Raw genomic sequence first — 16,420 nt, 5'->3', positions numbered from 1 at the left:
AAATAGCTGTCTGTTTGATTTAAAATACTTTTATTGAATCTAATTTCATATTAGATGGTATTTTTGTGAATGTTCCATTGACTAAGTCAACTTTTATAACTACATCTTCAATCTTGCTCCAATCAATGGCACTCAAAAACATAGTTGAGTTATCTGAAGTCACGTCATAATCATAAATATCTAATTTTGGCATTCCAGAAATATCCAACAAATTATCTGTTTCTTTAGTGGTTAAATGTAATCTGGCAATTTTTTTATAGGAAGTACTTTGATCTTTTTTTTCTGAATGGATGTAGTAAATATAATCTCCTTTTATTTCGACGTTAGATGGAGCATATTCTGTATGTTCTATTGTTAAATAATCCAAATCTTTATCAGAATTTGAATTCATTAATTTGAAAATTGATAGTCCATCTAAACTATCTCCCCAAGTGTTACTGTACATAGCGTATAAATTATCATTGCTATCATAAAAAAGCTCCTTAATATTATAAAAACTAATATAAGAATTTCCAACATTATCTCGTAACCAATCGCTAATCAAAATTCCATCAAAATAATTGTTTATAAAATTAGTATATTCTACAGCAAAATCATAAATAAATTTTGGTTCGACATTATTTTTGTAAAATGGATTATTTTGGTTATTATTATCTATACGATATATCATTCCATCCCAGTTATTTAGATTTTCGAATATCTTTTCTTCTTCAATATAATTAAAACCATCTATAAAGTAATCGTTGAAATGTTTGGTAAACTTTTCTTTGTTTATTGTGTCATCTGCATTTAAGTAATCTGGGTTCCAGTCAAATTCATAAATATTCATACTCCAAGTATTTAGTGATGAATACTTTGAAAATAATCCAAACGATTTAGAGTTTAAATTTGTAATATTTTTACTCAAGTTATACAACAATTCTGAAGAATAATCTGAATAGTATTTAGAAAAAGTATCATATTTTTCTTTTATATAGTCGTTATCAGAATCAGTATATTCATCGTAATAGTTTGGAAGAATATATTCAGTATTTCCGAATATTTCATTAAACATTTCTTCAGAAATTTCTAAAGGTAAATATGATAAATATTCATTAACTAACTCTTGATTAACTGAGGTATCTTCGTTCAAAAATTTGTCTTTAAGAGTAAATACTTTATAATAAATTCTATCAATCAAATCATTTGGTATTTCTGCCATAAGATTTGCCTTTATATTATTGTTATCATATCTAATATTTTTGAAAAAATGGCTTATTTCATCGTTCAAAAATTCTTTTTCATAAGTAGAGCGATCATAAATATAATAAAAATATTCGTTCCAATTCTTAAACTCTTCCAATAAGGCGGTTCTATCATATGTGAATCCGTATAAATCATATAAGTCTAAAAGATAATTTAATTTTTCTTCAGATAAATTTCCTAAATCATCATAGAATTTATCCTTAAATTCAAATTTTCTTACATAAAAGGTTTTATAATTTTTTTCAGTTTTCTTAAGAATATTGTTGTTAAGAGGAGAAATGAATAGTTTGTATTTTTCTATCATATTAGAGTTTAATAATCCATAAGGGTCTTCGTATTCTCCATCATAAGAATTATCTGTTCTGTAATACATGTTCCAGTTCTGAACTTCTTCAAAAGAGTATTTTGAAGAATCAATTATTCCATCAAAATAGCTTATAAAATTATTGAATTTAGTTTCATCTAATTCTTCTGAAGCATTTAATAAACTACTGTCCCATTTTAATCTATAATAGTTCATAGATTTTAAATTTTTATCTTCAGCATTAGTTAAAAAATCTAAACTTATTTCATTTATATTTTCTAAAATTTCATTGACTATATAATGGGTTTTATATTCTGTGCTTGTTTCTTCAAAACTTTCCCAGTCATTATGAAAAATACCATCCCAATTATTTAGAAGATTAATTTGAGTCTCTGTATAATCCTCATAAGGGTTTTCCAACAACTTTAATATAGTATTTGTTTTTATATTTCCAGCATCATCTAAATATACGTCCCTTATTTCATATGTGGTAGAAGTACTCTTTTCAGTTATAGGAATTAAAACATTTTCTGTTAAGTTTACTAATTTTTCTTCTTTTGAACCATACTCATATAAATAATGAGCGTATTTATAAATAGATATATCATCTATAGCTGGGTAAATATAAGAATCATTGTAACTATAATATCTTGGTAAATAATTATTCCAATTTAAAAAAGCATTGTAGGCTTCATCGGTTAAATCATTGTTTTTTATTAAATCAACAATTATATGAGTTCCTTCAGGAGTAGTAAATTGATAAGATAGTTGAGTAGAATCTCTAGATACACCTGCATTAGCATCAAAATTCATTAAAAAATAACTCAATAACTCTCTATCTAAGTTTCCCATGTCATCATACATAAAATCAGACCATTCAAAATAATAAAATTCAGGAACATATAAAGTATCATTATGAGTTAATACACTATGATCATTAGCAGAATTAATATCATTCAATATAGTAAATAAATCTTCAGAATAAAATTCATAAAATTTTTCTAAATGCATAGAATCAAGATAATTTGAAGTAAATATATCTTGAGAATAATAGCCATCCCAGCTATTTAACAAATCTTTATTCTCTTGAGATAATGAGAATTTAGGCATAGAATAACTAACTAGTTTTTCGAGTTTTGAGAAATCGATGTTCCCATCACTTGCCAACAACTCTGTAATAAAATCATATTGATATAAATTTAAAGTTTGAATATATTTTTCATCAAAAAACCAATCATAGCTAACATTCCAATCTCTTGCAGCATCTACTATATTTCTGTAATCTTTGTCATATATTTTCTTATAAAAATCATATAAAGGATCTTCTTGATTGTAAGTATCCCAAGTATGATATTGAGACCAATTTTTAAGGTATTCTATTTCATCATCTTTAAATTGCCTATCTCTAAAAATAAAATCGACAAAATCTTTATTTAAAGAACCATCTTCATTTTTTAGAGTATCTTTCCATTCATATTTTCTAAAATCTGGGGTTCTATAAGAATCACTTTCATCAAAAAACACTTTATTTTCGTAAATTGTTGTTTTATCTAATAATGATTTTATGTTGTTATATACTTCTTCATCATCATTAAAAAAATATTTTAAAATAATTTCTTTATTTCGTAAAGTTGTTTCATCCTTTGAATCACTAAATTCATAAAATACTTTTTCCCAATTTTCTATATCTTCAATATCGTTAGCTGTAATTTCTAAATTAGTATCTGTTGAATATTTGGAGATAAAAGCATTTATTTTATCTAAATCCAAAGCATCATTTGTATAAAAAGAATCATCAACTTCATAAAAAGAGAATTGAGAATTTAAATTTCTTAAATAATCATTAGATTTTTCTTCTATAATATAATCGTTGTCGTTATTTTCGTACTTTCTATAATCAGTATTATGATTATTGTTAAAAACAGAAATGAAGTCAAAATCTTTTTCATAATTGTCTGTTTCAATGTCTATTCTAACTATTCCGTTTTTACCTCTTATATCGCTTCCGTTTGCAACTATTCCAGATTTTTCCCTTTGTGGAATAAAAGTTTGAATGTTATTAGCATAATCAGTATTTGAATAATAAATATTGCTTTCATAGTATGTTCCGTCTTTATAGACTTTGAATTGTGAGTTTCCTCCCATTGAAAATTCAATATAAATGTTTCCATCAACATCCGCTTTGAATCTTCTTATTCTTAACTTGTAATCAGGAGTAACTAATTCTGGAGTGTTATTTTGATTGGGCCTATATTCGTAAATATTATTCTTTTCTCCATCATTTTTCCAATTATTAGTTTTGAAATATATATAACCATTATCTGCCTTTAAAACTGATTCACCTTCTTGGTAATAATCATTTCTAACCTCAATATTTCCTTCATTCCAAGGATCATTAATGAAAGGATCTAAAGGCCATAAAACTTGAAACTCGTTATCTGGGAAAACTCTTATAAATTGTGCAGTAAATCTTCTATCTCCATTGTTAAAACTTAAAAAGTTTCTAAAGATTATATAAACACTCCCGTCTTCTTCTGTTGAAACATAAGCTATTTCAGGAGGGTTATACCCTTCTGGGAGATTCATTATTGATTCAATAGAGCCATCTGTCAAAATTTTTACAAGTTTATTTGAACTACTGCTTTTTGTTTTTAAATCTTTTAGAGTTAAAACTTTTCCATAGTTATCTGGGATACTATATCTGCTTCTGTTGAGGCTATTTGTTGACTCTTCTTCGCTATTAGAAGCAATTGCAACTGCATCAGAAATGTCAAAAGATAAATCAACATCATAATCATCAGGGTCTTCTGGGTCAACTGGGGTCTCAGGGTCAGATAAATCCACTGAATCATCTGTAATTTCCAAAGTGGAAACATATTTATAACCAGGAGAATAAAAATTGGATTTTTCTACAACTGTTGTTGCAGATATAGTTGTATCATTTTCAGTGGTTATTTGATTAATTGTTAAAGTATATAAACCAGGGTTAAAAACTAAATTTGATGTTGCCTCATTAGTGATAGAATCTTCTGCAATAATACCACTTTCATTACTAATTATAATATTATGAGTAACATCCAAAGATTTATCTGATCTATTGTCTGTAACTTCAATTTCTAAATTACTATCCATCATTTCATAACTAGCGTTAAATGTATTATTATCTTTTGTTAAATTAAATGATTTTTGTATTTTAGCTATTACAAATCCATCGTTAATAACTCTAATATTAACTTCATAATTCCCTGAAACCAAATTGCTAAAAACAAAAGGTCCAGAGATTTCGTTAACAGTTAGGTCCCCTTCTTTTAAAAAGTTTCCATTATAAAAAAGGGAATATTCAATCTTATTCCAATTAACCGTGTGACCGTCATATTCTGAAATAAAAGAGCTCGAATCTGGTTGAATAGTTAAATTGATCGTTTCATCTTGCTCTTGTCCAGGAAAACATGAAACAAGCAATAACGATACTAAAATCAATGAAAAAACAAATAATAATTTTTTCATAAAAAAAACCTCCCCAAAAATTAGATTCCATTAAAAAAATTATACCATAATTTTAATTTATGATATAAAATAAAATAAAGATTAACCAATTAATTTAAAAAATAAATATATTATAGTAATAAATTAATTAATCGAACGTTTGATTAATTAATTATATACAATCAAAAATGCAAATGAAAAATTAATTGATCAGGTGATATAAGAATTTAATAAAACATAAAGTGGCATTAACTTGGATTACTTTATATATGCTATAATTGACTCAAAGAACGTACACACTAATATTATTTTTAATTTTATTTTTTTTATTATCGGAGGGTGAAAATGGAAAACCAAGAAATGGAATTAACTTTTTCAGACATAATAAGGATTTTTAAAAGAAGAAAATGGTTGTTTGTTGGAATATTCATAACAACTGTTTTAATAACTTTAGTTTATTTGTTCTTTTTTGCAACGCCAACTTACAAAGCAGAACAAATAGTCGAATACAAAAAATCATCTGGTTCTTCAATATCTTTTGGAGATGCTTCTGGTCTTGCAGCGCTTGCGGGCCTTAGCAGTTCAACAGGAGACACAGGGTTAGACAACGAGATACAAAAAATGAAATCAGATGCTGTTTTAGGAAAAGTGGTAGACGAATTAAACTTGGTACAAAAAGCAGAAGAAAACAAAAACTGGCTTGCTAAAATAAGAGGAATAGAATACACCAAAAGAGGGTTTATAAAATCAATAAAAGATAAAATAACTATTGAAACAGTTGAAAATACAAGCATGCTCAGTATATCTTACGAAAGTAGCGACCCAACACAAGCCGCTTCAATAGTGTCACTAACATACGATTATTACACACAATTTGTTAAAGAAAATTATTTTAAAGATACTGAAAAATATCTAACACAACTTCAAAATGTATTTGACGATGTTTCAAGACAATACGACCAAGTAAACAAAGAACTACTGGATTTTCAGACAAAAAACAAAATAACAACCAGCACAGAACAAACAGACCCAATGATCCAATATTACGCAGATACATACATGCAAAAAATTCAGCTTGAATCACAAAAAGCTAATTTAGAAATAAAAAAAGAGACAATAGAAAAAAATCTCTTTGAAATGGATCCTCAAATGAAAGAATTCATACTGTTAAACTCATCAAATTCAAATATAACAACAATAAAAAATCAAATAATACAAAATCAGATAAAACTTGAAACATTGAAACTAAACCAACCAAACTCACCACAAATAAGAGAGTTGAGCTCGACTATTCAAGTCCAACAACAACAACTTCAAGAAGAAATGCAAAACATATTATCGAGTGATATGAACTTTTTAGCCACCATAGACAGAGAAAAATTCAACGAATACATCCAAACAAAAACACAGTTAGAACTCTTTGACATCACAGAACAGGTAACAAACAGAATGCTTGAACTGGTAGACCAAGAAATAGCGAGTAGATCTCCTATAATGTACAAATACTTCCTTTTACAAAAAGAACAAAAAATATTGGAAGTCAAATACAACACAATACTAAACACACTTGAACAAGAAAACTTAAAAAAATCATTGTACGAAAGCAATTTCAACATAATAACTGCAAGCTACGTCCCAGAAAACCCAATAGCCCCAAACAAAAAACTCATCCTCGCAATAGGCGGAGTACTTGGGATATTCCTTGGAATATTGGGAGTGTTTGTAAAAGAATCATCCGACAACAAAATAAAAGACATACACGAATTTGAAACATTGTTCAAAATACCAGAAACAACCATAAAATCAGAAAAAGACCTCGAAAAAATAGTGAACATAATATACGAAACACAAAACAAAAAAATCGGAATAATAGAAACCCAAAACAACCTAAACAACCATTCAAAAAAAGTTCATTCCATAATAAAAACAATAGATCCAGAAATAGAGTTCACAGACACAACAGAAAACAAACCATACGCAGAAAAAATAAAACAGTTTGAAGAAGACAAACAAAAAGAAAAATTCATCGTAAGATTTAATTCAATAGAAAGCTCAGAATACCTTTTATACAAAAACCTGATCCAGAAAAACATAGTACTAATAAAAGAAAAAGACACAGAAATAGAAACAATAGAAAAAATAAACAAAACAATCAAAAACCCAATATACGTATACATAAAATAAAAGCTGCTGAAAAGCAGCTTTTTTAAATCCCTTCTAACAACCAGCAACAAAAAACCAACAACAGGAATCTCTGATTTCTATCACAAGGGAGTTTAGGCCTTTTGCCTTTGATTTTCCAACCAACAACTAACAACAGAAATCTCTGATTTCTATCACGAGGTGTTTAAGCACTAATCCCCTCTAAAATGACCATTAGAGGGGTGTCAGTGAAACTGACGGGGTGTTTTAGAGATTTTGCCTTTGATTTTCCAACAAACAACAAACAACAAACAACCAACAACAGAAATCTCTGATTTCTATCGCGAGGTGTTTAAGCACTAATCCCCTCTAAAATGACCATTAGAGGGGTGTCAGTGAAACTGACGGGGTGTTTTAGAGGTTTTATTTCAAACAACTAACAACTATCAACCAACAACAAATAACCGAGAATTTGTTTTACAAATTCTCACTCTCAACCAACAACTGGAATTGCAAAGCAATTCTAGCATTCACATTCTTTCGCCGCATATGAGCAAAAACCTCCATGGTTTTGAAAAAATATAAAAATAATATATAATATAACAAAAAGGGAGGTGAAGAGAATGATAATAGACTACAAAGTAACAAACTTTAGATCTTTTAAAAATGAAACGACATATTCTTTAAAAGCTGGAGCAGAAAAAACTCATAATGAAAATTTAATAAGAAAAAAAGGGTTAAGGATTTTACCATGTTCTGTGATATATGGAGCAAACGCTAGTGGAAAATCAAACTTAATAATGTCTTTATCAATAATGAGAGATATAATATTAAACGGCAACCTAAATACAGGTTCATATGAATCAAAAACTATAGAGCTGTTTCCTTTTGCTTATCAAGAAGAAGAAAACCCAATAAAATTTGAAATAAATTTTATAAACCAGAATAAAAATTATAAATACAGCTTTTCGATAAAAACAAAATTTTTATCAAAAGAAAAAGAAATATTTTCTGAAAAATTAGATATTATTGATAGCAAAAAAAATGAGATAAATATATTTAAAAGAGAAAAAAATAAAGTTATAATAAACACTAATCAAAGAGCTTTAAGAAAAATTAAAATGAAAAAAGATTTTTTGACAAAAATACAACAACAACTAAATTCTAACTTAGATAAAGAAACACTTTTTTTAACTGGTGGATTTAAAAACATAATAAGCAACAAAATAACAGACACAATAATAGATTTTTTCAAAAACAAACTCATAGTTGTAAGTGACTTTACCATAAAAAAGGCTAGTTTAAAATTCCAACAAAATGAAATAAAAAAAGACAATGTCTTTATTTGGAATAAAATATTAGACGGATTCTTCAAAAGCTCAGATTTTGGCCCTCAAAAAGTAGCATTTCATAAAAGAAAAAAGTTAGAAGAAAATCAAGATGAATCAGAATTTCAATTAGTTTCGATATATAATAATACAGTAATTCCCGCGGAATTGATGGAATCAAGAGGTACACTTAAATTAATCGATTTTGCTCTAATGTTTGAACAATTATTTCAAAAAGGTGGAACTTTAGTTATAGATGAATTTGATTCTGCAATTCATCCAGAACTAATAAAAGGGATAATATCATTATTCAACAACCAAAACATCAATAAAATAGGTGCTCAACTAGTATTCACAACGCACAATCCAATATATTTAAACAACAAAATATTTAGAAGAGATCAAATAAACTTTGTAGAAAAAGACACAGATACCTATGAAAGTATAATATATAGACTCTCTGATTTTGGTAGTGAAGAAGTTAGAAATGACCATAATTACTTAATAAACTATTTCAAAGGTAATTATGGCGCCCTCCCATATGTGGATTTTACAAAATTCATAAACCTTCAAGAGAGTGAAAAAAAGAATGATTAGAAGACAATATCTTTGTGTATGTGAAGGATTACAAGAAGAAAAATATATAAAAAGAGCTAATAAAATAAAAGAGCAAAAATTACAAGAAGATAAAAAAGAAATACACGGATATGAGTATTACCCAAATCCATATTTAAATATTCAGACATTTATCTCAGAATTATTAAAAATATCAACAAAATAAAAGCTGCTGAAAAGCAGCTTTTTTGACTACCTTCTAACAACCAGCAACCAGAGTGCCTTGCATTCTATCACTAACAACCAACAACAAAAAACCAACAACTAACAACAAACAACAGAAATTGTTTTACAATTTCTACCCCGAATTCGTTAATCACTTGATATATTAATAACATATAACAATATACTTAAAAACAAAAATTTAAATTGCATACATAAAAATATATGTTAAAATAAGAATGGTATTTAACAACCAATAAACATATCTAAATACAAATAACCCTACATAACGGAGGAAAAACATGGAAAACCAAGAGATGGAATTAACTTTTTCAGACATAATAAGAATATTCAAAAGAAGAAAATGGACATTCACGTTAATATTCGTTGCAACAGTAGCAATAACTCTCATATACCTGTTCTACTTTACAACCCCAACATACAAAGCAGAACAACTTGTCGAGTTCGAAGGCCAAACTTCTTCGACATCATCGCTCAGTCAATACGCTGGTCTTGCTTCAATGGCGGGGATATCCATCCCTTCTGGCGGTGGAAGTACAAACTCTCTAACAACAGAAATAGAAAGAATGAAATCCGACAGAGTACTTGGCCAGGTAGTAGACCAACTAAACATGGTAGAAAAAGCAAACCAAAACAAAAGCTGGTTATCAGAAATAAGAGGAATAGAATACACAAAAAGAGGATTCATAAAATCAATAAGAGAAAAAATATCAATACAAAACGTAGAAGGAACAAACTTCGTAAAAATAAGCTATGAAAGCAGCAACCCAACACAGGCTGCTTCGATAGTATCACTAACATACCAATACTACCTTGACTACGAAAAAGAATACACACTCGGAAGATCCAACAAAACAATAAACCAAATAGAATCTATCTTCACAGACCTGGAACAACAATTCAACAAAATAAACAAACAAGTATTCGACTACAAAATCGAAAACAAAATAAGCGACGACGCAATCCAAACAGACCTCATAAACTACTACGAAGAAACATACCTAAAACTTTTAAAAATGGATCAAGAAAAACAACAACTCGAAATAACGCTACAAAGTATAGAAAAAAACCTTGCAGAAACAAGCGAAGAAATGAAAGAACTAATGCTCACAGCATCACAAAGCAACCTATCCAATCTAAAAAACAAACTAATAAATTATCAAATAGAGCTCGAAACACTAAAACTAAACCAACCAAACTCACCCAGGATAAGAGAACTCGAATCCGTAATAACAGTAACAGAAAACGAACTAAAACAACAACAAAACAAACTACTCGAAAACAATATGACATATCTCTCTGTAACAGACAGAGAAAAATTCAGCCAATACATACAAACCCAAACACAGCTGGAACTATTCGACGTCACAAAACAGGTCTACCAACAAATGCTCTCTGTAATAGACACTGAAATAAACAAAAAATCACCTGTGGTATACCAATACCTACAAATGATGAAAGACCAAAAAGTAATAGAAAGCAAATACAACATGTTCTACAACACCCTTGAACAAGAAAGAATGAGCCAAAAACTATATACACCAAAATTCTCAATGGTTCAAGTAGTATACCAACCAGAAAACCCAATAGCCCCAAACAAAACACTCATCCTCGCAATAGGCGGAGTACTTGGAATATTCCTTGGAATATTGGGAGTATTTGTCAAAGAATCATCCGACAACACAATAAAAGACAAAAAAGAATTCGAAACACTATTCAAAAATCCAGAAATAACACTAAACTCAGAAAAAGAAATAGAAAAAATAATAAACAAACTATACCAAACCCAAAACACAAAAATAGCAGTAATCCAAACATCACAAAAAATCCCAACAAACTTTGCAGAACAAATATACAACCAAATAAAAAAAATAACCCCAGAATACACATACACAGACCCAACAAAACCACAAAACTACGAAGAAAAAATAAAACAATTCGAAGAAACAAAACAAAAAACTCACACAATAACAAAATTCACAAACATAGATTCCCCAGAATACATACTATACAACCCAACAATAAACAACAACATAATACTAATAAAACAAAAAAGCACAACCATAGAAACAATAGAACAAATCCAAAAATCCATCCCCAACCCAACATACATATTCATAAAATAAATTACAAAGTAATTTATTTTGTTGTTGGTTTCTTGTTGTTAGTTTTTGGTTAAGTACATATTTGATATTAAACTTTTTTTCAAACAACAAACAACAAACAACTAACAACAGAAATCTCTGATTTCTATCACAAGGGAGTTTAGGCACTTTTTTTCAAACAACAAACAACAAACAACTAACAACAGAAATCTCTGATTTCTATCCCGGGGTTTTTAGAAGCTAATCCCCTCTTAATGTGTAAGAGGAGTCCCTGTGAAACAGGGGAGGAGTTTAGGCACTAATCCCCTCTAAAATGACCATTAGAGGGGTGTCAGTGAAACTGACGGGGTGTTTTAGAGGTTTTATTCCAACCAACTTCCAACCGAATTCGCTCCTCGAATTCATTAATCACTTGATAAAAAAATAACAAAAACATAACATTTTTTAAAATCCCGTGATTAAAACGAAAAATTATGATACAATAACACATGCTTACCCACATAGAAACAAAAATACTCATATTTTATGATAAAATAATAAATGTAGAATACAAACATAAAATTCCAAAAAAACAAATTTATTTTTGCAAAACAGCTAATAGATTTTTAGTTTTTTCCAACAACCAACAACAGAAATCTCTGATTTCTATCCCGGGGTTTTTAGAAGCTAATCCCCTCTAAATGTGTTAGAGGGGAAGTGCGAAGCACAGGGGAGTTTAGGCACTTTGTTTCACCAACAACAAACAACTGAGAATTTGTAAAACAAATTCTCACTCTCAACCAACAACCAAAATCACAAAGTGATTTTGACAAGGAAGTGTTCATTTTGAAACGGCTCGTAAAAATAATCGATTACATTATGCTTTTTACGCTAAACTACATAATAACAGAAAACATAATCATATCTTTAATATTCTCTCTCTTAATCGAATTAGGTATCTATGCTTTCCGAAACTACGACAAAGAACATATGAAAAATTATAACGAACAAATAATAAGAACAATAGTAGGTACAATAATAGGATTTGTTATAATACTATTGTTCTATGTTTTCATACCTCAGCACATAAACAGATTCATATTTATATATAATTTCACATTCGCTGTAATAGTCTTTCCATTAATACACATAATAGAATACAAAATATATATAAAAAGAAAATCTCCAATAAATTACCTTGTAATAGGTAGAGAAGAAGAAATGGGAGATATATTAGAAGAAATAAGCAAAAAGACACTAAACAAAAAAAGATTTGTTGAGTTCATAAACCCATCGCCAACAAGACTCGATAAAATAGTAGAAGAAAGAATATTAAACGAAGACATAAGAGACAAAGCAAGAAACAATAAAACACAAAAATACAAAAAAAACGTAGAGCCAAAAATAGATAGAATTTTGGTAGCAGACCCATATTTAGAAGAACTGGTAAAGCCAAAACTAAAAGAATACAAAAGTAGAGGGGTACAAGTAGAATATCTTCCAAACATGGTAGAAAAAGAACTAAAAAGAATCCCAATAAAAGTTGCAGAAAAATTCAAAGAATACTACGAAGTAGCCTTTGAACAAATAGAAGAAAGCCCTGGAAAAAGAATATTAGACATATTAATATCTACGGTTTCATTAATAATTCTTTCACCATTTCTGTTAATAATAAGTCTAATAATACTATTAGAAGACAAACTTCCAATAGTATTTAAACAAGAAAGAATGGGAATAAACGAAAATCCATTTTTAATGCACAAATTCAGAAGCATGAAAAACGAAGACAAAACAAAAGCAAAATTTGCTTCAGACGAACAACACAGAATACTAAAAATAGGGAAAATAATGAGGCCAATAAGACTAGACGAAACACTACAGTTTTTTGACATATTACGTGGGGCTATGTCCTTTGTTGGCCCAAGGCCAGAACAACTAAAATTCGTAGAAGAATACAACGAACTAATCCCTTTTTACTACGCAAGGCACAAACTAAAACCAGGCCTAACAGGCTGGGCACAAATAATGTACCAATACGCAGCAACATTAGAACAATCGAAAGAAAAACTAAGCTATGATCTATATTACGTAAAAAACAGAAACTCTGTTTTAGACATACAAATAATACTAAAAACTGTGGAAGCAGTTGTATGGAAGAGAGGAGCAATGTAGTTGAAAGTGATGTTTATAACTCAAGAGGATCCTATATATGTAGGAGAATTTTGGGATGAGTTTTCAAAAAATATTAATCAATTATCTCCAAATATAGAAATAACTAGTATGGTTTCTTTAATGCCACTTGGTAAAAATAATAAAATAGATTTATTTAATAGAGTTTACAATATGTACGGTTTTATAGGTACTTTCAAGGTAGGGATAAAATTTCTAAAATCTAAAGTTGAAAAAAAAGATTTAAATTATTATTGTAAAAAAATGAATATAAATTATGTTAGTACAAATAAAATACATTCAAAAGATTTTCTAGAAAAGGCTTCAACCCATGATTTAATAATATCAGTTGCTGCCTCGAGGATATTTAAAAAATCATTAATAAATTCTCCGAAATTTGGAATAGTCAATATACACAGTGGCCCTTTACCATATTATAAGGGTATGATGCCTGTTTTTTGGCAAATGAGAGATGGTAACAAAGAAATAGGAATTACTATACATTCTGTAAATGAAGAAATAGATAGTGGAAGGATTTATAAACAAGAATTTGTTGATATATCAGATATAAAAAAGTTAGATGAAGCTATAAGATACACTAAAAGAAAAGGCGCAAATTTGATGATGGATTTTTTAAATAATTTTGAATCATATTATAATAATTCAGAAGAAATGAAAAAAGAAGGCACTTATTTTACCTTCCCAAAAAGAAAAGATACCAAAAAGTTTAAAAGAAATGGGTATAAGTTAATATGAAAAATAATATATATTTAACTTTTGATATAGAAGATTGGTTTCAAGTTGAGAATTTAAGGGCTATATATCCTCCAGAAACTTGGAAGAAACAAAAACTAAATGTAGAAAATAGTACAGATATAATATTGAATTTGTTAGATAAACATAATGTCAAAGCTACTTTTTTTATTTTGGGTTGGATAGCAGAAAGAAGACCCGATTTAGTAAAGAAAATACATAAAAAAGGTCATGAAATAGCTTCTCATGGTTATGGGCACTTATTGAATTATAATCTATCCAAAAAAGAATTAAAGGAAGATTTAAAAAAATCAAAGTTTATATTAGAAGATTTAATTGGTGAAAAAGTAGTTGGTTATAGGGCTCCTAGTTTTTCCATTTCAGATGAATTATTAGATATTTTATATAATTTAGGTTATATATATGATTCAAGTTATAATGGCTTTTCAATACATGACAGGTATGGAAAAATAGAACTAAAAAACGAAAACAATCAACCATTTTTACATAAGTCAGGAATAATGGAATTTCCTTTGCCTTTAGTTGAAGTTTTTAAAAAGAAAATTCCTATTTCTGGTGGAGGTTATTTTAGATTATTTCCATCAATTGTCTTTAATAACCTTGCAAAAAAATATATGAGAAATAACAAAGATTATGTTTTTTATATGCACCCTTGGGAATTTGATGTTAATCAACCAAAAGTAAAGGATATAAAATTTAGCTATAAGTTTAGGCATTATGTGGGTATAAAAAAATCTAGAAAAAAATTAGAAAAATTTATACTTATCAATAAAATAAATGTATTTAGATTTATGAAAGATAATTTAGATTAACTAATTACTGTATATTAAAAAGGGGTGTAACTTTGAAAAAAAGATATGATTTAGTTCTTTTAACTTTAAATTTTTATCCAGGTACAGAAGCAACTTCTAAACTATTGTCGGACTTAATATTTTTTTTATCAGGTAAAAATTTAAAAATATTAGTCATTAGTCCAAACAGATTGTATTTGACCCCTGAAAAAAAATTAAATAATTTTGAAAAAATTAATAACAATTTAGATATATTAAGAATTAAAGTGCCAAAATTAGATAAAAACAAAGGTATTCAAAAAATATTATTATTTTATTTGTTCTCATTAAAAATAAAAAAAATATTAAAACAAATAGATTATAAAATTGCTTTTTCTCTTATTCCACCTTTTTTTACTGCATATAAAGCTTTAAAAATTTCTGAAAATAAGAAATCTAAATTTCTTTTTTTAGTTCATGATTTACATCCTGACACAATGATTAGAAGAAAACAAGCTAAAGAAAATAGTTTTATAATTAAATTATTAAAAAAGCAAACGCAATATTTATTAAAAAAATCCTCCAAAATAATTGTAATAGGTAGGGACCAAAAAAAATATATTTCAAAAGAATACAATGTTAATTCTAATAAAATAAGCTATATTCCTAATTGGTCAAAGGACTTACTTTATAACCTTGAAATTAATAAAAATATAGGAAGCAAATACTATGGAGAAGGTTTTAATATTTTGTATGCTGGAAACATAGGAGAAGCACAAATACCACAATTAGAAAGATTCATACTAATAATGAAGAAAATAGAAAAATTAGATGAAAAAATTAACTTCATTGTAGTTGGAAATGGAAGGAAAAAAGAAAAATTAATAGAGTTAAAAAGAAAAAAAAATTTAAAGAATATTGATTTTTATGATTACGTTTATGATTATAATGAATATCAGAATTTAATGTATTATGCTGATTGTTATTTTCTTTCTTTAAGAAATGAATCAAAAGAAATGTCTGTGCCAAGTAAAACGTATTATTATTTAAGTGGAGGGAAACCAATAATTGCAGATATTCCTATTGATTCAGAAATAGATATATGTTTAAAAGAGTATGATTTTGGTTTTAATATTAGTAATTTAAGTGATGATGAAGCCATAAATAAAATACTAAAATTAAAAAATGATAAAAATTATTATACTTTATTATCTAAGAATTCAAGGAGGACATATGAAAATAAATATACTTTAGAAATAAGTGCTAATAAATATTATAATTTAATTAAATCCCTTTTATAGTAAAAATATAAACATTATT

The 16,420-nt window shown here is 27.7% G+C and carries 9 protein-coding genes; 8 read left to right on the top strand and 1 reads right to left on the bottom strand.

Annotated features, from left to right (window positions below; genetic code table 11):
• Positions 1-19 precede the first annotated feature (19 nt).
• A complete protein-coding gene (locus BLS00_RS09025; RefSeq protein ID WP_091405094.1) occupies positions 20-5,056 on the bottom strand; it encodes a hypothetical protein in 5,037 nt (1,678 codons plus the stop codon).
• Between the two features lie 324 nt (positions 5,057-5,380).
• On the opposite strand from BLS00_RS09025, the gene BLS00_RS09020 reads away from it, so the two are divergent.
• From BLS00_RS09020 to BLS00_RS08985, 8 genes are all read left to right on the top strand, one after another.
• Positions 5,381-7,219, top strand: a complete 1,839-nt coding sequence (locus BLS00_RS09020) for a GumC family protein (RefSeq protein ID WP_091405092.1) — start codon at positions 5,381-5,383, stop codon at positions 7,217-7,219.
• Between the two features lie 581 nt (positions 7,220-7,800).
• Positions 7,801-9,102, top strand: a complete 1,302-nt coding sequence (locus tag BLS00_RS09015; protein WP_091405089.1) for an AAA family ATPase — start codon at positions 7,801-7,803, stop codon at positions 9,100-9,102.
• Positions 9,083-9,286 (top strand): hypothetical protein, encoded by a 204-nt coding sequence (locus tag BLS00_RS09010; protein WP_176759888.1) that lies wholly within the window; start codon positions 9,083-9,085, stop codon positions 9,284-9,286. The genes BLS00_RS09015 and BLS00_RS09010 overlap by 20 nt, the downstream gene beginning before the upstream one ends.
• Before the next feature lie 298 nt (positions 9,287-9,584).
• Positions 9,585-11,429: a GumC family protein gene (locus tag BLS00_RS09005; RefSeq protein ID WP_091405086.1), complete on the top strand. Its 1,845-nt coding sequence runs from the start codon at positions 9,585-9,587 to the stop codon at positions 11,427-11,429.
• A 795-nt stretch (positions 11,430-12,224) separates the two neighbouring features.
• On the top strand, positions 12,225-13,559 hold the full coding sequence (locus tag BLS00_RS09000) for an exopolysaccharide biosynthesis polyprenyl glycosylphosphotransferase (RefSeq protein ID WP_244885749.1): 1,335 nt from the start codon (positions 12,225-12,227) through the stop codon (positions 13,557-13,559).
• A 9-nt stretch (positions 13,560-13,568) separates the two neighbouring features.
• Positions 13,569-14,312: a formyltransferase family protein gene (locus BLS00_RS08995; RefSeq protein WP_244885750.1), complete on the top strand. Its 744-nt coding sequence runs from the start codon at positions 13,569-13,571 to the stop codon at positions 14,310-14,312.
• Entirely contained in the window at positions 14,309-15,142 is an 834-nt protein-coding gene (locus BLS00_RS08990) for an XrtA system polysaccharide deacetylase (protein WP_091405074.1), read from the top strand. Before BLS00_RS08995 ends, BLS00_RS08990 begins: the two co-directional genes overlap by 4 nt.
• A gap of 32 nt (positions 15,143-15,174) precedes the next feature.
• Positions 15,175-16,401, top strand: a complete 1,227-nt coding sequence (locus tag BLS00_RS08985; protein ID WP_091405071.1) for a glycosyltransferase family 4 protein — start codon at positions 15,175-15,177, stop codon at positions 16,399-16,401.
• The last annotated feature ends 19 nt before the right edge of the window (positions 16,402-16,420 follow it).

Origin of the sequence: Geotoga petraea (assembly GCF_900102615.1) — a bacterium.
Lineage (GTDB): Bacteria > Thermotogota > Thermotogae > Petrotogales > Petrotogaceae > Geotoga > Geotoga petraea.
This window is presented reverse-complemented; position numbering and strand designations above follow the sequence as displayed.